We start from the raw sequence: 18,231 nt of genomic DNA, 5'->3' as shown, positions 1-18,231 counted from the left end.
GCGGTGGGGGGCCGCCCCCCCCCCCCCCGCGGCGGGGCGCCCCCCCCCCGCCCGCGCCCCCCCGGGGGGGGCCGGGGGCCCGGGGCCGGGGGGGGGGGGGCGCCCGCCCCCCGGGCCCGCCCGGGGGCGCCGGGCCGAGGCGTCCGGGCGCGGCGGTCAGCCGAAGCGTTCGATGCGGATACGGTCCACCGGCTGGCCCGCGTCCACCAGCAGCCGTGAGGCATGCTCGGCGAACCCGTTCGAGCCGCACACGTAGGCTTCCCACCCGCCGTCCGGCCGGTCGGCCAGGAGCCGCTCCACCTGCGCGGCCGCCACCCGGCCCACGGGCACACCCTCCGGGGCGCTGCGCGTGAACACCGTGGTGGTCTCGGCCCCGTACTCCGAGGCGTAGATCAGCTCCTCGGGACCGCGCGCCGACACGAGCAGCCGCAGCGGCACCGTCAGGTTCCGCGCACGGTGGTGGCGGACCATCGACATCAGCGGTACGACCCCGGAGCCGGCGCCGACGAGCAGGGCGGGCCGGTCACCGGGCCACGCGAAGAAACCGCTGAGCGGTCCGCGCAGTTCGACCTCGTCGCCGGGCTTCGCGACGGTGTGGAACCAGCCGGACACCTCGCCGCCGTCGACATGGTCCAGGGTGAGTTCGATGTGTCCCCCGTCGTCGGGGGGCGAGGCGATCGAGTAGTGCCGCTGGGCGACATAACCGTCCTGCGCCCGCAGCCGCAGCATCAGATGCTGCCCGGGCAGATGGCCCGCCCACCGGGGCACGGCGAACCGGAAGGTCGACGCGAGCGCCGTCTCCCGGCGGATCTCGGTGAGGGTGGCGCGCTGCCAGGTGGCCGCCGCGCTGTCGTCGACGGCGATCCGGCCCGGCACGGCGAACCGCGTCGGGGGCGTCCAGCCCGGGGACGTCCGGTCCGACGACTCGGCGCCCGTCGCGGAAGGAGCGGAAGGCGGGGTCTCAGTCACCGGAGTACCGCTGCTCCTCCCAGGGGTTGCCGCGGTGGTGGTAGCCGTTCTGCTCCCAGAAACCCGGCTCGTCGTGGTCGAGGAGACGGATGCCGGCGATCCACTTGGCGCTCTTCCAGAAGTACAGATGCGGCACGAGCAGCCGCGCCGGACCACCGTGCTCGGCGGGCAGCGGCCCGTCCCCGTACTCGAAGGCGATCCAGGCGCGCCCGCCCGTCAGATCCGCGAGCGGCAGGTTCGTGGTGTAGCCGGTGTGCGAGTAGGCGACCGCGTGGGTGGCCTCCGCGGCAGGGCGGACCGCCCCGAGGAACGTGTCCAGGGACACGCCCCCGAAGCGCACCCCGAACTTCGACCAGCTCGTCACACAGTGGATGTCGCCCTCGTAGGCGGACGGCGGCAGCGCGTGCGCCTCGTCCCAGCTCCAGGTGCGCGGCTCGGCGACCAGTCCGTCGACGGTGAACGTCCACTCCGCCGGCGCCAGCTCCGGCGTGACCTCCGCGGACAGGACGGGCCAGTCGTCGCCGGCGTCGTACTGGCCGGGCGGCAGTCCTTCGTCGCGGACGCGCGGACGCCCGGTGAATCCCCGGGTCACGTTCATCGGGTCACGCCCATCGGGTCGCGTTCATACGAGTGGTGCCTCCAGGCCGGCCGGGCGGCGGCCCCTGATCGTGGTGTACGTCTCCCACGGTACCGAACCCGCCGGCGGGTCCCGTGCCGGGTCCGTTGCCGCCGTATGAACACTCTCCGGTCCCGGACCTGCCCGGGAATAGCGGCACCCGCGATCTTCCTTCCCGATAGTGCCCGCTGCACAGTGCCCACCGGGAGCCGGCCACGGAGCAGCGCGCACCGACAGTGCCCACACCGGCGTGAACCCCGGCGCGAAGGAGAGTGACGGAGCGATGCCCAAGGCGTACGTCTTCACCCAGTACGGCGGTCCGGAGACCGAGGCCCTCGTGGAGCAGGACCGGCCGCGCCCCGGCCCCGGCCAGCTGCTGGTCGCCGTCCGGGCGGCGGGTGTCAACCCCGTCGACTGGAAGCAGCGCACCGGCTACCAGCGGCCCGGCCAGCAGCGGCGTGAGCTGCCCGCCGTCCTCGGCAACGAGGCCGCCGGTGTCGTCGAGGAGGTCGGCGAGGGCGTCACCGGCTTCGCCGCCGGGGACGAGGTCTTCGGCAATCCCGTCGCCGGCGGCTACGCCGAGTACGCGCTGTTCCCCGTCGCGGTGACCGCGCACAAGCCCGCCGGGGTCTCCTTCACCGACGCCGCCGCCCTGCCCGTCGCGGCGGCCACCGCCTACGACGGGGTGCGTCAGCTGGCCCTGCCGGCCGGCGCGACCCTGCTGGTCACGGGCGCGGGCGGCGGTGTGGGCGTCGCGGTCGTCCAGATCGCCCGCGCCGACGGACTGAACGTCATCGGTGTGGCGAGCGCCGGCAAGAAGGACCTGGTCGAGTCGCTGGGCGCCGTGCACGTGCCCTCCGGCCGGGACTTCGCCGCCGGCGTCCGCGCCGTGGCGCCGGGCGGGGTGGACGCGGTGTACGACCTGGTCGGCGGCGAGGTCCTGGAGGCCGCGGCCGAGCTGGTGACGGACCGCACGAAGCTGATCACCGCGGGCGGCAAGGACATCGTGGCCGGCCTCGGCGGCTCGCCCGTCGTACGGGCCCGTACCGCCGCGGTGCTCGACGAGGTGGTCCGGCTCGTCGTCGACGGCAGGCTGGACCCCTTGGTGACGCGGACCTTCCCCCTCGAACAGGCCGCCGAGGCGCTGCGCACCGTCGAGGAGGGCCACGCCCGTGGCAAGGTCGTCATCGAGGTCGCCGCGTGAGCGCCGCCCCCCACCCGCTCGACCGTCCCGCGTGGGCCTCGCTGGCCGGTCCGCACGCCCACTTCGCCGAACGCCGCGGCCGCGTGCTGCGCTACCCCGTCGACGTGTCGCCCTGGCTGGCCCTGCCCGACGAACCCGACGCCGCCGACTGGGCGGACGTCGCGGTGCTCGCGGGACCGGGCCAGGACGTCGCGCTGCCCGCCTTCCGCGGCGAGGTCCCGGACGGCTGGGAGGTGTCGTGGCACGTGGACGGTGTGCAGTTCGTGGACGACGGCCTGGCCGCCGCGCCGGACCCCGAAGCGGTACGGCTGGGCCCGGCCGACGTGCCGGAGATGCTCGCCCTCGTCGAGCGCACCGGCCCCGGGCCGTTCCTGCCACGCACGGTCGAGCTGGGCACGTACCTCGGGATACGCCGGGAGGGCGCGCTGGTCGCCATGGCGGGGGAGCGGCTGCACCCGCCGGGCTGGACCGAGATCAGCGCGGTCTGCACCGACCCCGCCGTCCGCGGCGAGGGCCTGGCCACCCGGCTGACGCTGGCGGTCGCCCACGGCATCCGCGCCCGGGGCGAGACGCCGTTCCTGCACACCGGGGCGAGCAACACGGGTGCCGTGCGGCTGTACGAGTCGCTGGGCTTCAGGCGGCGGCGCCGGACGATGTTCCTGGGACTGCGGGTGCCGGAGCGGTTGCCCGTCGGCTGACGGACAGACCGGCCGGCCCGAGCTGCCGGTCAGGTCTCGGCCCGGGCTCCCCGCCCGGGGGTCCGGCCCGGTCAGCGCGTCCGTGGGTACGTCGTCGTCCGCCTGCCCGCCCGCGCGCCCGGTCGCGTCGCCGCCCGGCGCGTTGTACCGCCGCAGGTACCCGCGAACCGTCGCAGGTCCTCCTCCGCCGGCCCGCCGGCCGCTCCTGGAAGGACACCCGGCGGCTCGCGGTCACCTGGGCGAGGATCTCCGTCCCGGCCGGCGTCGGACGCAGGATTTGGACGTGCGGGTCCCGCGGATCGGGGCGCCGCTCGACCAGCCGCGCGCCTTCGAGGGCCGACACCTGCTCCGGGTGCAGCCGGCCCGCCGAGGCCCGGGCGCGACGGGCGAACGCCGTCATCCCGCGGTGGATCGTCTCGACGGCCTCGTCGGCTGCGCGCACGGGTCTGATCTTCCTGCGCCGGTGGCAGCTGATTGCACACCACAACCGCTGGTTGCACCCGCACGGTGCCCGGTGGCCGTGTACTGTTGCCGTCCGGCTGAGGACCGCCCCAGCCGTGCAGGACCGAGGAGGTGAGCCCCATTACCGCTGTGTCAGCTCGGGTGCTCCCGACTCAGGACCTCACCGGCAGCAGGTGACCTGGAGAGCGCCCTTCGGCTTCCCGAAAGGCCCCCGGCTTCCATGCCACCTTCTTACGCGCACGTCGTCACCGCGCTCCGGTCCGCAGGCTGTGTCTTCGCCGAGGACGAGGCCCGACTGATCCTCTCCACCGCCCGCACCCCGGTCGAGCTCGCCGCCATGGTGGACCGCCGTGCGGCCGGCCATCCCCTCGAACACGTCCTCGGCTGGGCCGAGTTCAGCGGTCTGCGGATAGCGGTGGAGGCCGGTGTCTTCGTGCCCCGGCGGCGTACCGAGTTCCTCGTCCGGCAGGCCGTCGCCGTGGCCCCCGGATCCCCGGTCGTCGTGGACCTGTGCTGCGGCTCCGGCGCGGTGGGGGCCGCGCTCGTCGCGGCGCTCCCCGGTGCCGAACTGCACGCCGCCGACATCGATCCCGTCGCCGTCGCCTGCGCCCGCCGGAACCTCGGCACTCGCGGCCTGGTCCACGAGGGTGACCTCTTCGCGCCGCTGCCGCGCCGCCTGCTGGGGCGGGTCGGTGTGCTGGCCGCCAACGTGCCGTACGTGCCCACCGAGGAGGTGGGGCTGTTGCCGCCGGAGGCCCGTGACCACGAGCCCCTGGTCGCGCTGGACGGCGGAGGCGACGGGCTCGACGTGCTGCGCCGCGTGGCCGCCGAGGCCCCCCGGTGGCTGGCTCCCGGCGGGGCGCTGCTCGTCGAGACGAGCGAGCGGCAGGCGGGGCGGGCGGTGGAGGTCTTCATCTCCGCGGGGCTGGTGCCGCGGCTGGAGGTGTCGGAGGAACTGCACGCGAACGTGGTGATAGGCGTCCGGGCGCGTGGCGGGGGTGCGGGCATGTAGGTGCGGGTCCGCTGTGGCTTGTCGCGCAGTTCCCCGCGCCCCTGAAGGCCCCTGGGGCCCCGGTCCTTCAGGGGCGCGGGGAACTGCGCGCTCAGCCACGACGGACCCGCACCAGAAATCCGGCACCCTCCGGGAGGAACTCGTCACATTGGCGGTCCGTCCTTTTGCAACTAGTTGCACAAACGCGGGAGTGTCGTCTACAACCAAGGGGACGACACCGCGTACGGAGGACCCCATGAGTCGCTACCCGCATCTCCTGAACCCGCTGGACCTCGGGTTCACCACACTCCCGAACCGCGTCCTCATGGGCTCCATGCACGTGGGCCTCGAAGAGGCGGAGCGCGGTTTCGAGCGCATGGCGGAGTTCTACGCGGCCAGGGCCCGCGGCGGCGTCGGCCTCATCGTCACCGGCGGCATCGCGCCCAACGAGGCGGGCCGCCCGTACGAGGGCGGCGCCAAGCTCACCACCGAGGCGGAAGCCGCACAGCATGCCGGGATCACCGCCGCCGTGCACCGCGAGAGCGGGCGGATCGCGATGCAGATCCTCCACTTCGGCCGCTACGCCTACCACCAGGACCTGGTCGCGCCGAGCGCCCTCCAGGCACCCATCAGCGCCCACGTCCCGCACGCCCTCACGGACGACGAGGTCGAGCAGACCATCGACGACTACGTCCGGGCCGCCCGCCTCGCGAGGAGCGCCGGCTACGACGGCGTGGAGATCATGGGCTCCGAGGGCTACCTGATCAACGAGTTCATCGCCACGCAGACCAACCGGCGCGACGACCGCTGGGGCGGCTCGTACGAGAACCGGACACGGTTCCCGCTGGAGATCGTGCGCAGGGTGCGTGAGGCGGTCGGCGAGGACTTCATCATCATCTACCGCCTCTCGATGCTGGACCTGGTGCCGGGCGGCTCCTCCTTCGACGAGGTGATCACCCTGGCCTGGGCCGTCGAGGCCGCCGGGGCGACCATCATCAACACCGGCATCGGCTGGCACGAGGCCAGGATTCCCACCATCGCGACCTCGGTGCCGCGCGGTGCGTACGCCTGGGTCACCAAGAAGGTCATGGGCGCCGTGTCGATCCCGCTCGTGACGACGAACCGGATCAACACCCCCGAACTGGCGGAGCAGTTGCTCGCGGAGGGGCACGCCGACCTGGTGTCGATGGCGCGCCCGATGCTCGCCGACCCCGACTTCGTGAGCAAGGCGGCGGCCGGGCGTCCCGAGGCCATCAACACCTGCATCGGCTGCAACCAGGCATGCCTCGACCACACCTTCGGCGGCAAGATCACCTCGTGCCTGGTCAATCCGCGGGCCTGCCACGAGACGGAACTCGTCCTCGCCCCGACCCGTACCCGCAAGCGGATCGCCGTCGTGGGCGCGGGCCCGGCCGGACTCGCCTGCGCGGTCGGCGCCGCCGAGCGCGGCCACCACGTCACCCTCTACGACGCCGCGGCCGAGATCGGCGGCCAGCTGAACGTGGCGCGCCGGGTCCCCGGCAAGCAGGAGTTCGACGAGACGATCCGCTACTTCCGCACCCAGCTCGCACTGCACGGCGTGGACGTCCGCCTGGACACTCCGGTCGCCGCGGGGGACCTCGCCGGATACGAGGAGGTCGTCGTCGCCACGGGCGTCGGACCGCGTACCCCGGAGATCCCCGGCGTGGACCACCCCAGCGTCGTCGGCTACCTCGACGTGCTGCGCGACGGCGCCCCCGTCGGGGACCGGGTCGCGATCCTCGGCGCCGGCGGCATCGGCTTCGACGTCGCCGAGTACCTGACCGACAGCGGCGACAAGGCGAGCGAGGACCCGGCGACGTACTTCCGGCACTGGGGCGTCGACATGGACTACCGGGCACCCGGCGGTCTCGGCGCCCCCGAGCGGCCGGCCCCGCCGCGCAGCGTCCACCTCCTGCAGCGCAAGGCGTCCAAGGTCGGCGCGGGCCTCGGCAGGACCACCGGCTGGATCCACCGCACCGAGCTGAAGCACCGCGGCGTCACCATGACGCCGGGGGTGCGGTACGACCGGATCGACGACGCGGGGCTGCACGTCACCGTCGACGGCGAGAGCTCCGTCCTGCCGGTCGACACCATCGTGCTCTGCACGGGCCAGGAACCGCGCCGCGACCTGTACGACGCGCTGCGCGCCGAGGGCCGCAGCGTGCACCTCATCGGCGGCGCCGACGTGGCCGCCGAACTGGACGCCAAGCGGGCCATCAAGCAGGGCACCGAGCTGGCGGCGGCCCTGTAGGTCCGCGGCCCGGCCCCGTGAGAACCCGTCAGGCCCGTCCCTAGGATGACCGCATGTCACTCCCGCACGCGATCCTCACCGCCCTGCTCGAGAAGCCGTCGTCGGGGCTGGAGCTGACCCGTCGCTTCGACAAGTCCATCGGCTACTTCTGGTCGGCGACGCATCAGCAGATCTATCGCGAGCTGGGAAAACTCGAGACGGAGGGCTCCATCAGGGCCCTCACGCCGCGGCAGCCGGCCCGCGGGCAGAAGAAACGGTACGAGGTCCTGCCGGCGGGCCGTGCCGAACTGGCGCGCTGGACCGCCGCGTCCCAGGATCCCAAGCCCCTGCGCGACACGCTGCTGCTGCGGCTGCGGGCGGCCGCGGTGGTGGGCACCGAGGGCATCGAGGCGGATCTGCGCCGGCATCTGGAGCTGCACCGGCGGCAGTTGGCGGAGTACGAGGAGATCCAGGAGCGGGACTTCCCGCCCGGCAAGGACGCTCCAGCGGACCGGCTGCAGCACCTCGTCCTGCGGGCCGGGATCGATCTGGAGACCTTCTGGACGGGCTGGCTCACCCGCGCGCTGGAGGAGTTCGACCGGCTCCCGGCCGAGGGCTCCGCGACCTGACCGGCCACGGCGGGTCCGGCGTACGGGAGGGGTACGGCGTGCACGAAGGGTCCGGCCCGCGCGGGGCCATCCGGCGGGTCACCGCCGCGACGGTGGGCGGTGGTCCGGCGGCCGGTCCCGGCCCGAGTGCCGGACCACCGCCGGTCTCACAGCCGGCCGGGGCCGGAGCGCCGGCGCAGGACCCAGACCGTGGCTCCGACTCCGGCCACCACCAGGACCCCGCCCACGGCGTAGGTGACGCCGCCGTAGTCCCTCGTCGTGCTGCCCATCCCGCCCATCACCCCGCGCGACGGTGACGCCGTCGCGGAGATCGTGGGCGTCGAGACCGGGGAGACGGTGACGGACTGCGTGCCCGCCGTCGAACCGTCCGCGCAGACCACGATGACGGTGTAGGTGCCGGCGGTGACGCCCGACCAGGCGGCGGACTGACTGCTGCTGATCCCGGACAGGGTCACCTGGCGGCCCTGTGCGAAGTTCGCCTGGCCGCTGGAGAGCAGTGAGGCGTTTCCCATCGAGCCGCTGGACCTGGTGACGCACTCGCTGGTGGTCACCTGCACCGTCGCGCCACTGGTGGTCACGTCGATCCCGGTGGCCGCCGCGGCCGGACCGGCGACGAGGGCCAGTGGCAGCGCGGCGACGGCCACGGCCGGGCCGGAGCGGACGAGTGTCTGAGTGATACGCATAGGACTGCCCTCCGACGGCACGGTGGCGGTACATCCCATGAGCCGCCGAGGGTGGGGAACGCCCGTGCTGCCTTCGGACCGAGCCAAAGCGACGGTCACCGTTCCCGCACCCGGCCAGGACCGTGCGGGTGAACAAATCCTTCGTCCGGCCGACCACCGATGGCGCCCGGCCTCATTCCTTGGTCGTCACCGTCCGCTCCGCCGAGAACGCGCCCCAGGTTCCGTCGGGCAGCTTGGCCCGGATCCGCACCCGCTGGGTGAGCCCGGCCTCCCGGCCGACGTAGAAGCTGTACGTGGCCCTGCCGCGGGGCGGCGTCGCGCCCCAGACCAGCGAGGTGACCGGCTTCCGGTCGAGCTGGATCTGGTACTCCGTGATCACGCCGTCCACCGCGGGCGCGGTCCAGGACAGGTCGAGGTAGTGGGCGCCGTCCTTGCGGTGCGTCGTGGCACGGAACCCGGTGGGTGCCATGCCCGTCCCGGTGGCCGTGCCCTTCTCGTCGTCAGGGCCGGCCGGGGTGGTGATCCGGACGGCGGCGCTGCCGGGCGAGACGTTGTCCGCCGCGTCGCGCGCCCGGACCGTGAACGAGTAGCGCGTGCCCGGCCGCAGCCCGGTGACCACGGTGGCCGTCTGCGCACCGCCCACACTGTGGATCTTCGTGGTGCCCTGAAGGACGTCGTACGAGGCCACACCCCGGTCGTCCGCGGACCGGGCCCAGGACAGCTGGACGGCCCGGCTCCCGGCCGCCTCGGCGCGCAGGCGCTCCGGGCGGCTCGGGGCCCGCCCGTCGGCGGCGGTCGCGGCGGGCGTGGTGGCGCGGACCGGCTCGCTCGGCGGTCCGAGCCTGCCGTCGGCGTCCCGCGCCCGTACGGAGAACGCGTAACCGGTCGACGGCTTCAGCCGGGTGACGTCGACCATGTGCTGCGAACCCGGCACTTCCTTCACCTTCGTGGTGCCGCGGTATATCTCGTAGCGGGTGACCTCGGGTTTCCCGGAGGCCCGGTTCCACATGACGTGCACGCTGGTCGCGCTGCCCGCCGCCGCGGTGACACCGGCCGGAGCCGCGGGCGGGCGGCCGTCCTCGCCCGGGCCCGGTCCGCCCGGGCCACAGGAAGCCATCGTGAGCAGTGCGCCCCAGACCACGGTGGTTCGCAGCATTGTGCCTCGCACGGCCCTGCCCTCCCTCGACGGGATTGGTCCGGACCAATATGGCGCGGCCGGTACGCACACATCAAGAGGGCCGCCGTTCGCGATATCGACCGTGCGTTACGTATGCTGATCCTTCAAGCGGCTGAACTCGCTTCTGTCGCAGCGGAGTTCATGCCGCCGGTGCGGAACGCTGTCGTCGCTGATCCCGCGCCGGCGAGGGCGGCCGGGCGGCCGGAGTCTTCGACGACCCGGCCACCCGGCCCCCGACGGCACGTCACCGGGCATGCACCGGACGGCCCCCCAGCAGTGGCCCCACGACCGGACCCCCGCCAGATTGGGCCGAGTGTCCGTCAGTACCCGCTCACGAGAGGGCCTCCTACCGTGCGAGTCCGGTCGCTGATGCTGGCCGCGGCCGGCGCCGCACTGATCGTCCCCGCCGCACTCCCCGGCACCGCCCCGCCCGAGGCTGCCCACGAGCGAACCGCGCACGCCCCCGGCGCCAGGCACGTCCCGAGCGCCGGGCACGCCAGGGGCGGCCGCCCCGGACCAAGTGCGGGGAACGTCGGGGCCGCGGAACTGCTGGCCGCGGTGCGCGACTGCGCGCCCGTCTCGAGCGCCCCCTACCGCACGGACGACGGGGAGCCCGCGGACATCGACGTGTGCGGTACGCGGGACGCCGTCTTCTGGCACGCCGACATGGACATCGACTGCGACGGCAGACCGGGCCGGCACTGCAACGAACACACCGACCCGCTCTTCGGCGACGCCACCGCCTACCAGCAGTCCGACGGACGCCAGCTGAGCGCCGAACGACTGCCGTACGTGGTCGTGCCCGCCCCGAGCCACCGCTGGAACTACCACGAGCACGACGTCCGGCGCGGGACCGTCGCCGCCGTCGTCCACGGCGACCGGGTCCGCTACGCGGTCGTGGGCGACGTCGGCCCCGACGACATCATCGGCGAGGCGTCGTACGCCCTCGCGCGTGACCTCGGCATCCGCCCCGACCCACGGGGCGGCGGGGTGCCCTCCGGGGTCACCTACATCCTGTTCAAGGGCTCCGGCGCCGCACCCATCGAGAGCCGCCGGGCGGCCGTGACCCAGGGGGAGCGCCTCGCCCGCGAGTTCGTCGCACGAAGCTGACCCCTCCCGACCCTCCCCGAGCCGCCGTCCCGGGCGGATCCGCTCCCTCTCCGTCCGGCGGGTCGCCTCCGGGCGGCCGCCCGCTCACACCTTCCGGTACGCGTACGCCTCGGCGGCCGCCGCCTCGACCGCCGCCAGGTCGGCCCCGGCGGACGCGGTGACCACGGCCGCCACCGCGCCCTCGACGAACGGCGCGTCCACCAGCCGGGTGTCCACCGGGAGTTCGTCGCCCTCGGCGAGCAGGGCCTTCACGGTCAGGACCGCGCTGCCGAGGTCGGTGAGCACGGCGACCCCGGCGCCGCGGTCCACGGCCGCCGTCGCGGCGGCGATCAGCTCGGAACTGGTGCCGAGACCGCCGTCCCCGTCACCGCCCGCCGGGGCCACCGGGGCGGTCGTACCGCCGCCCGCGAGTCCCGTCGCCAGCTCGGCGACCGAGGCGGCCACCGCCGCGCTGTGCGACACGAGCACGATGCCGACGAGCCCCGTGCCGTCCGTCGCGTCCGCCGCGCCCCGCACGACGTCACTCACCGGCCGTCTCCGCGAGCGCCGCGATCAGCAGGGCCGAGGAGGTCGCGCCCGGATCCTGGTGTCCGATGCTGCGTTCGCCCAGATAGCTCGCCCTGCCCTTGCGCGCCTGCAACGGCGTGGTCGCGAGCGCGCCCTCCTCGGCCGCGGAGCGTGCCGCGGCGAAGGACTCGCCGAGCGCGTCGACGGCCGGCACGAGCGTGTCGATCATCGTCTTGTCGCCGGGCGCCGCCCCGCCCAGCTGCATCACCGCGTCCACGCCGGTGCGCAGTGCCTCGGTGAGTTCCCGCTCGCCGACCTCGGCCGCGTCACCTAGTGCCTTGCCGGTGCGGCGCAGCAGGGTTCCGTACAACGGCCCCGACGCACCGCCCACCGTCGAGATCAATTGACGTCCGGCGAGCGTCAGGACGGCACCGGGGGTGGCCGGCTCCTCCTTCTCCAGGACGGCCGCCACGGCCCGGAAGCCGCGCTGCAGGTTGCTGCCGTGGTCGGCGTCGCCGATGGGTGAGTCGAGGGAGGTGAGCCGGTCCGCCTCGCGTTCCACGGACACGGCGGTCGCCGTCATCCAACGGCGGAAGAAGTCGGCGTCGAGCACGGGATCTCCTTGCGTGGTGGTGGGGGTGCCGGCCGCTCGGGCAGCGAGCCGAAGTGGTTCGCGCCTCACATGCCCCAGCGCAGGCCCGCCGTACGCACCGGCGCGTCCCACAGCCGCAGCAGGTCCTCGTCGACCTGGCACAGGGTCACCGAGGCGCCGGCCATGTCGAGGGACGTGACGTAGTTCCCGACGAGGGTGCGGGCCACCGGGACCCCGCGGTCGGTCAGTATGCGCTGCACCTCGGCGTTGAAACCGTACAGCTCAAGGAGGGGCGTGGCACCCATGCCGTTCACCAGGACCAGGACGGGGTTGCGCGGGTCCATGTCCTCCAGGATGGCGTTCACCGAGAAGTCGGCGATCTCCCGTGAGGTCATCATCGCCCGCCGTTCCCGGCCCGGCTCACCGTGGATCCCGACGCCCAGCTCCAGCTCGCCGGGCGGCAGGTCGAAGGTGGGGCTGCCCTTGGCGGGCGTGCTGCAGGCGCTGAGCGCGACGCCGAAGCTGCGTGAGTTCTCGTTGACCCGGCGGGCCAGCGTCTCGACCTGCTCCAGCGGCCGGCCCTCCTCGGCCGCGGCGCCCGCGATCTTCTCCACGAACAGGGTGGCGCCGGTGCCGCGCCGGCCGGCGGTGTAGAGGCTGTCGGTGACCGCCACGTCGTCGTCCACGAGCACCTTGGCGATCTGGATGCCCTCGTCCTCGGCGAGCTCCGCCGCCATGTCGAAGTTGAGCACGTCACCGGTGTAGTTCTTCACGACGAACAGCACGCCGGCGCCGCTGTCCACGGCGGCCGCGGCCCGCACCATCTGGTCCGGCACCGGGCTGGTGAACACCTCGCCGGGACAGGCCGCGGAGAGCATCCCGGGACCCACGAACCCGCCGTGCAGCGGTTCGTGCCCCGATCCGCCGCCGGAGACGAGCCCTACCTTGCCGGCCACCGGGGCGTCCCGCCGTACGATCACCCGGTTCTCGACATCCACGGTCAGCTCGGGGTGCGCGGCGGCCATGCCTCGCAGCGCGTCCGCGACAACCGACTCGGCGACGTTGATGAGCATCTTCACGGGTACCTCCTGGTGGGACTGCCGGGCGACCGCGCCGGCGGCTCGGCGGACTCTCGGGACGAACGGACGGGGGCAGGTCGAAGTGCCGTCATGGGCAGTATTGACCTTGCGGCGGCGAAGGTCACGTGCGGACGCCCGCGAAGGCCGGCCGGGCTGTCCGCACGGCGGGTGTGCCGGGGCGCCGGGAGACCTCGGACGCTCAGCGGCGGACGGCGCCGCTGTCGCCGAGCAGGCGGTGGAGCGCTGCCGTCAGGCTCGCCACGAAGGAGTCACGGGTGCCGTCGTCGAGGAGGTCCAGGGACAGATAGGGGTTCAGGTCCTCCAGTTCGACCAGCAGGAGTCCGCCGTCCGGGGCGCGGCAGGCGTCGACGCGCTGGATGCCGTGGTCGATGTCGTTCCAGTCGATGAACCGCCCGGCGAACTCCAGGTCGGCCGGGGTGGGTTCGTAGCGTTCGAGGTGCCAGCGCCGGTCGGGGCGGGGCGCGTACAGGGCGTACTGGAAGGTGTGGTCGACGTAGTAGAACGACACCTCGTACCGGAAGTCGATGCGTGGCTGGACGAGCATCCCGGGGCCCTCGCCGAGGGCCAGGGTCCGCAGCCGGTCCCGGGGGACGAACTCCAGGCCGATGGAGTCCGCGCCGAGTCTCGGCTTCACCACGTACTCGGCCGCCTCCGGGAGCAGACCGAGATCCTCCGGCCGGTCGACGGTCGGGATCACCGGGAACCCCTGGGCGGTGAGATCGAGGAGGTACTGCTTCCCGGCCTGGTCCCCCTTGCCCGTCAGCTGGGTGAAGACCCGCACCCCACGCTCGACGGCCCGCTCGCGGAAGTCGTCGTAGGCGGCCTGGTGGTGCAGGACGGGGCCGCTGTTGCGGACCACGACGGCGTCGAAGCCGGGGGAGTCCATCAGCGCGGCGGCGTCGAGCGGATGGCACAGCGCGAGGTCGAAGTCCTCACGCAGCCGGGAGGTCAGGAAGATGTCCTCGTCGCAGTAACGGCGTCCCGCGGCCTGGTAGGCCAGGTCGGTCACGAACAGCAGTCTGGGCCGGCCGGACGCCATGTCACCCCTCGGTCGATCGGTGTGTGGCCCCCATTACACACCGGGCGGTTCCGTTTGGGCGCCGCCCGCCCGCGGCGCGAAGTCGGCTGAATGCGTACTGCGCCGGGCGTTGACTAGAAAGCGCTTACCGCATACGTTCCGGTTCATCAGCGTGACCCATGTCCGGAAACCCGAACGCACGACGCGCCAAGAAGCTCCCACCCCCGGTCGGCGGTTCCCGGCCCCACCCGGAGCCGGCCGCCCGGACGACCGCCCAGGACGCACCGCCCGCGGCGGCCGGTCGGACCTCTTCTTCCCCCATGGAGGTCCGCACGGCCGCCGGTCGCGCCGGTGTCAGGCCCAGGCGGTGGTGGCGACGAACGAACTGTCCTGCCGGAACAGGTCGGTGCCGTCCGACGGGTCCACCCGCAGCTGATAGCCGTAGTGGCGCAGATAGTGCCCGGGGTAGTTGTACGACTCCAGGCGTACGGAGCCGCCGGCGCTGCCCGCCCGGGCGATGAAGGTGGCGTCCCTGGCGAACGTGGACGTGCCGTTGTTCGCGTCGAAGCGGCCCCGGAAGTCCCAGTGCCGCAGGTAGTTGCCGGCCGCGTTGCGGAAGGAGTAGCCGTTCCCGTCGGCGAGGCCCGCCACGACGGTGAACGTGGACGCCTGCTTCTCCGCGGCCGTGCTGGAGGCGGTCACCACGGGCAGGTTCAGCAGGGCGGACTGGTCCTGCCAGTAGCGGGTGGTGAAGTTGCCCGACCGCAGCGAACGCGTGACCCCCGTCGGCAGGGCCGCCCCGCCGGAGACCGTCTCCTTCAGCACGGTGAAGTGGCGCGCGGTGCCGGAGATGCCCGGCAGTGCCCTGGGCGCGGTCCAGGTGGCGAAGGTGTCGTAGCTGTCGCTGTAGTAGTAACTGCCGTCGCCGTAGCCGTCGAAGAAGATGCGCCACGCGCCGTTGTCGAGCTGGATCAGCGCGGCACCCTCACGCGTGCCGCCCCAGCCCGCCCAGTTGCCGGTCCGGCTGATGGTGTAGGGCCCGGTGAGCGAGGAGGCCGTGGCGTACTCGATGTACTTCGACGTCTCGTTCTTCGTGAAGGCGTGGTAGGTCGAGCCGGTCCGCACCACGAACGTGTCGATGTGGTTGGCGCCTATCCCGGACAGCGCGACGGGTGAACTCCACGCGGTCAGAGCGGAGTTGGTGGCCCTCAACCGGTACGGGGTGAAGATCCACTCGTCGTTGGCCGTCGAACAGGAGACGAGGATGTTCACGCTGCCGTCGCTGTCGACGAACCACTCCGGCGCCCAGGCGCGCGACAGGTTCGCGATGGGGACGGTGTGGTCGTACAGGAACGTCCAGTTGACCCGGTCCTGACTGCGGGCGAAGCCGATGGTGGTGCTGGTGTCCTGCCAGGTGTGCGTGGTGTAGGTGATGTAGTAGTGGCCGTCGGTGTGTCTGAGGATGCTGGCGTCGCGGATACGGCCGGCGGGCGGGGTGTACGCGGAGGCCCGCAGCAGCCGGAAGTCCGTGGCGTCGTCCGACTGGTAGACGTTCACGGTGCCGTCGTTGCTGTTGAGGAACGGCACGATGGTGTAGCGGGTGGCCGATCCGCTGGGCGGCGCGGCCGCCGTGGCCGTGCCGGACAGTCCGGGCAGCGCGCCCACGGCGAGGGCCGAGGCGGGCAGCGCGGCCAGCGCCCGCAGCAGGCTCCGGCGCGAGGGCGCGAAGGGTGCGTACGGCTGGACGGACGCGGGGGGCCGGATGCCCGGGGGCGGTCCGGCGGGTCGGGCGGGCGTGGTCATGTGCGGCTCTCCTCGCTGGCTGGTGGTGCGGGCCCCGCGGCCCGGGGGTCGTCCGTCCGGTGGTGAGGGAGGGCGCCGGCTCCGTGGTCGCCCGACAGTGCGGCGTGCGTCGCGGGTCCGTGGTCACCCGTACTGTTCCGGCGGTCGCCCGCACTGTTCCGGTGGTCACCCGCACCGGGTCGGTTGCCGGGGCACGTACACCTACTGACTGGACGATATGTCGAACAAGGTTCGGTAAGTCGGTCAGACCGTAGAGCGCGGCCATGGTCACGTCAATAACTTCGACACGCCTGACCTCCTGGGTCCCGCCCGCGTCCCCGGCGGGTTTGGCGGGACGGGGTCCGGCTACCCGGACCATGTGTCAGTGACAGAGCTGCAGAAACTCGTCCGTTTCCTCGAGGACCGGTTCGCCTGCGCGCAGGCATGCACCGAGTGCGCGCGAGTCTGTTCCCTGCGTGCGAGCCTCGCCGATCTCGACGGCCCCGAGGACCAGCAACTGATCCGCCGCAAGGGCATCCTGTGCGCCGAGGTCTGCGACACGACGTGCCGACTGCTTGCCGAACAGGTCACGCAGTCCGAGGACGTGATGCGCGCCCAGGTCGAGTGGTGCCGCACCGTCTGCCTGGAGACCGCCCACGCCTTCGACCGCAGCCCCGGATCGGAGGAGGACGCCGAAGCCTGCCGTGACTGCGCCCGCGCCTGCACGGAGTTCCTCGCCCTGCTGCGGTGACCCGCCCGAGTGGGCCGCTGGAGCGGCCGGTGCGGGGCCGCTCGGTGAAGTGGCCTGTCGGGCTGCCGTGCCAGGGAGCCCTCTCGCGGTGACCCCACCCGGGCCTGTCACCGCCATTCCCTATTTCTGGAACACGTTCTACGGTGTGCGCCGTCAGGTCCGGGTGGCCCGGCAGCGGGCCACGCAAGCCAGGGAGGCACCGTGCATCTCGAATACACGCCGGAGCAGCAGCGGTTGCGCACCGAGCTGCGCGCCTATTTCGCCGAGCTCGTCCCGAACGGCGTGCACACCCTCCCGCACCGCCCCGACAGCGGCCCCGACGACGCGAGGAAGACCCCTGCCGACGGCCCCGCGGCACAGAAGCGCTTCTACCGGCGGACCATCCGCCGGCTCGGCTCCGACGGCTGGCTCGGCGTGGGCTGGCCGAAGGAGTACGGCGGACGCGGTCTGACGCCCATGGAGCAGTTCATCTTCTTCGACGAGGCCGCCCAGGCGGGCGTACCGCTCCCGCTGATGGCGCTGAACACGGTCGGACCGACGATCATGAAGTTCGGCACGGACGAGCAGAAGGCGTACTTCCTGCCCAGGATCCTCTCCGGCGAGATCGACTTCGCGATCGGCTACAGCGAGCCCGACGCGGGCACGGACCTGGCCGCCCTGCGGACGAGGGCGGTCAGGGAGGGCGACGAGGAGAGCGGTCACTACACGGTCGACGGCCAGAAGATCTGGACGACGAACGGCGACACCGCCGACTGGGTCTGGCTCGCCGTCCGCACCGACCCCGACGCCCCGCCGCACAAGGGCATCACCATGCTCCTCGTGCCGACCTCCGACCCCGGCTACTCCTGCACGATCATCAACACCCTCGCCTCGCACGACACCACCGCCAGCTACTACGAGAACATCAAGGTCCCCGTGTCCCGCCGGGTCGGCGAGGAGAACAAGGGCTGGCGGCTGATCACCAACCAGCTCAACCACGAGCGCGTCACCCTCGCCGCCCACGGCACGACGGCCGTCCGGGCCCTGCACGACGTCCAGCGCTGGGCCATGGAGACCAAGCTCGCCGACGGCCGCCGGGTCGTCGACCTGCCCTGGGTGCGCCGCGTCCTGGCCCGGACCCACACCAGGCTCGACGCGATGAAACTCCTCAACTGGCAGATGGTGAACGCCGTCCAGGAGGGCACCCTCACCCCGCAGGACGCCTCCGCGGTCAAGGTGTACGGCTCCGAGGCCCGCCGCGACGCGTACGCCGCACTCATGGAGGTCGTCGCCGTCCCGGGCGTCCTCAAGGAGGGCTCGGCCGGCGCCGTGCTCCGCGGCGAACTGGAGCGCGGCTACCGGTCCGCGGTCATCTTCACCTTCGGCGGCGGCAACAACGAGATCCAGCGGGAGATCATCTCGTGGATCGGCCTGGGGATGCCGAGGGTACGGCGCTAGCCCCATGTGGCGGGAACCCGTGGTCGCCCTCCGGTCTCCCGTCGGCCTGTTCGCAGACACGCCGCGGGAAGCGGGTGCGGCGTGGCACCGTGGTCGACGACGATCTGGCGAGCGCGTCGCTGATCGTCGATCACCTGGCGCATCTGGGTCACCGGCGCATCGCCCGCATCGAGCACCCGGAGACGGATCCGACCCGGATCGCGGAGATGCCCACACGCAGCGCACGGAGGGCTGTCGACGGGCCATGAGCGCGC

The 18,231-nt window shown here is 73.0% G+C and carries 18 protein-coding genes and 1 pseudogene; 9 read left to right on the top strand and 10 right to left on the bottom strand.

Annotated elements, in window-relative coordinates; genetic code table 11:
* Positions 1 to 156: 156 nt before the first annotated feature.
* Positions 157 to 876 carry a ferredoxin reductase gene (locus ACFYXC_RS39265; RefSeq protein WP_389557607.1) on the bottom strand — a complete coding sequence of 240 codons (720 nt, stop codon included), beginning with the start codon at positions 874 to 876 and terminating at the stop codon, positions 157 to 159.
* Between the two features lie 85 nt (positions 877 to 961).
* A complete protein-coding gene (locus ACFYXC_RS39260; RefSeq protein ID WP_388910392.1) occupies positions 962 to 1,567 on the bottom strand; it encodes a sulfite oxidase-like oxidoreductase in 606 nt (201 codons plus the stop codon).
* Between the two features lie 301 nt (positions 1,568 to 1,868).
* Between ACFYXC_RS39260 and ACFYXC_RS39255 the strand changes: the two genes are divergently transcribed.
* Both ACFYXC_RS39255 and ACFYXC_RS39250 read left to right on the top strand, forming a co-directional pair.
* The gene (locus ACFYXC_RS39255) at positions 1,869 to 2,789 is read left to right on the top strand and encodes an NADP-dependent oxidoreductase (protein WP_389557602.1); all 921 of its coding nucleotides are present in this window, start codon (positions 1,869 to 1,871) and stop codon (positions 2,787 to 2,789) included.
* A complete protein-coding gene (locus ACFYXC_RS39250) occupies positions 2,786 to 3,487 on the top strand; it encodes a GNAT family N-acetyltransferase (RefSeq protein WP_389557600.1) in 702 nt (233 codons plus the stop codon). The genes ACFYXC_RS39255 and ACFYXC_RS39250 overlap by 4 nt, the downstream gene beginning before the upstream one ends.
* A 117-nt stretch (positions 3,488 to 3,604) precedes the next feature.
* On the opposite strand, the pseudogene ACFYXC_RS39245 reads toward ACFYXC_RS39250, so the two are convergent.
* Positions 3,605 to 3,929: pseudogene (locus tag ACFYXC_RS39245) on the bottom strand (MarR family transcriptional regulator); the annotation flags it as partial.
* Between the two features lie 240 nt (positions 3,930 to 4,169).
* Between ACFYXC_RS39245 and ACFYXC_RS39240 the strand changes: the two are divergent.
* The 3 genes from ACFYXC_RS39240 to ACFYXC_RS39230 all read left to right on the top strand — a co-directional run bounded on the left by ACFYXC_RS39240 (position 4,170) and on the right by ACFYXC_RS39230 (position 7,820).
* Positions 4,170 to 4,961 (top strand): putative protein N(5)-glutamine methyltransferase, encoded by a 792-nt coding sequence (locus tag ACFYXC_RS39240; protein ID WP_389557598.1) that lies wholly within the window; start codon positions 4,170 to 4,172, stop codon positions 4,959 to 4,961.
* A gap of 235 nt (positions 4,962 to 5,196) precedes the next feature.
* Positions 5,197 to 7,212 carry an FAD-dependent oxidoreductase gene (locus ACFYXC_RS39235; protein WP_389557596.1) on the top strand — a complete coding sequence of 672 codons (2,016 nt, stop codon included), beginning with the start codon at positions 5,197 to 5,199 and terminating at the stop codon, positions 7,210 to 7,212.
* 53 nt (positions 7,213 to 7,265) lie between these two features.
* A complete protein-coding gene (locus ACFYXC_RS39230) occupies positions 7,266 to 7,820 on the top strand; it encodes a PadR family transcriptional regulator (protein ID WP_389557594.1) in 555 nt (184 codons plus the stop codon).
* 146 nt (positions 7,821 to 7,966) lie between these two features.
* On the opposite strand, the gene ACFYXC_RS39225 is transcribed toward ACFYXC_RS39230, so the two are convergent.
* Both ACFYXC_RS39225 and ACFYXC_RS39220 read right to left on the bottom strand, forming a co-directional pair.
* Positions 7,967 to 8,503 (bottom strand): hypothetical protein, encoded by a 537-nt coding sequence (locus tag ACFYXC_RS39225; protein WP_389557593.1) that lies wholly within the window; start codon positions 8,501 to 8,503, stop codon positions 7,967 to 7,969.
* Between the two features lie 172 nt (positions 8,504 to 8,675).
* Entirely contained in the window at positions 8,676 to 9,659 is a 984-nt protein-coding gene (locus tag ACFYXC_RS39220) for a fibronectin type III domain-containing protein (RefSeq protein ID WP_389557605.1), read from the bottom strand.
* A 372-nt stretch (positions 9,660 to 10,031) separates the two neighbouring features.
* Here ACFYXC_RS39220 and ACFYXC_RS39215 point away from each other — a divergent pair, with 372 nt between their 5' ends.
* Positions 10,032 to 10,790: a glycoside hydrolase family 75 protein gene (locus tag ACFYXC_RS39215; protein WP_389557591.1), complete on the top strand. Its 759-nt coding sequence runs from the start codon at positions 10,032 to 10,034 to the stop codon at positions 10,788 to 10,790.
* A gap of 84 nt (positions 10,791 to 10,874) precedes the next feature.
* Here the strand turns inward: ACFYXC_RS39215 and ACFYXC_RS39210 are convergent, their stop codons facing one another.
* The 5 genes from ACFYXC_RS39210 to ACFYXC_RS39190 form a co-directional block, all read right to left on the bottom strand.
* Positions 10,875 to 11,318 carry a PTS fructose transporter subunit IIA gene (locus ACFYXC_RS39210; protein ID WP_389557589.1) on the bottom strand — a complete coding sequence of 148 codons (444 nt, stop codon included), beginning with the start codon at positions 11,316 to 11,318 and terminating at the stop codon, positions 10,875 to 10,877.
* A complete protein-coding gene (gene dhaL / locus ACFYXC_RS39205) occupies positions 11,311 to 11,910 on the bottom strand; it encodes a dihydroxyacetone kinase subunit DhaL (RefSeq protein ID WP_388910424.1) in 600 nt (199 codons plus the stop codon). The genes ACFYXC_RS39210 and dhaL overlap by 8 nt, the downstream gene beginning before the upstream one ends.
* Positions 11,911 to 11,975: 65 nt before the next feature.
* The gene (gene dhaK / locus ACFYXC_RS39200) at positions 11,976 to 12,968 is read right to left on the bottom strand and encodes a dihydroxyacetone kinase subunit DhaK (protein ID WP_388910427.1); all 993 of its coding nucleotides are present in this window, start codon (positions 12,966 to 12,968) and stop codon (positions 11,976 to 11,978) included.
* A gap of 199 nt (positions 12,969 to 13,167) precedes the next feature.
* Complete coding sequence (locus ACFYXC_RS39195) at positions 13,168 to 14,028, bottom strand: hypothetical protein (RefSeq protein ID WP_389557586.1); 861 nt, start codon at positions 14,026 to 14,028, stop codon at positions 13,168 to 13,170.
* A 333-nt stretch (positions 14,029 to 14,361) separates the two neighbouring features.
* Positions 14,362 to 15,810, bottom strand: coding sequence for a glycoside hydrolase family 43 protein (locus tag ACFYXC_RS39190; RefSeq protein ID WP_389557585.1), 1,449 nt, complete (start codon positions 15,808 to 15,810; stop codon positions 14,362 to 14,364).
* 358 nt (positions 15,811 to 16,168) lie between these two features.
* On the opposite strand from ACFYXC_RS39190, the gene ACFYXC_RS39185 reads away from it, so the two are divergent.
* From ACFYXC_RS39185 to ACFYXC_RS39175, 3 genes are all read left to right on the top strand, one after another.
* Complete coding sequence (locus ACFYXC_RS39185) at positions 16,169 to 16,540, top strand: ferredoxin (protein WP_389557583.1); 372 nt, start codon at positions 16,169 to 16,171, stop codon at positions 16,538 to 16,540.
* Between the two features lie 201 nt (positions 16,541 to 16,741).
* A complete protein-coding gene (locus ACFYXC_RS39180; RefSeq protein ID WP_388910439.1) occupies positions 16,742 to 17,977 on the top strand; it encodes an acyl-CoA dehydrogenase family protein in 1,236 nt (411 codons plus the stop codon).
* 89 nt (positions 17,978 to 18,066) lie between these two features.
* The gene (locus tag ACFYXC_RS39175) at positions 18,067 to 18,225 is read left to right on the top strand and encodes a hypothetical protein (protein WP_389557581.1); all 159 of its coding nucleotides are present in this window, start codon (positions 18,067 to 18,069) and stop codon (positions 18,223 to 18,225) included.
* The last annotated feature ends 6 nt before the right edge of the window (positions 18,226 to 18,231 follow it).

This window comes from Streptomyces sp. NPDC002701, from assembly GCF_042889045.1.
GTDB lineage: Bacteria > Actinomycetota > Actinomycetes > Streptomycetales > Streptomycetaceae > Streptomyces.
The sequence above is the reverse complement of the archived record's forward strand: the minus strand, read 5'-3'. Positions and strand labels throughout refer to the sequence as shown.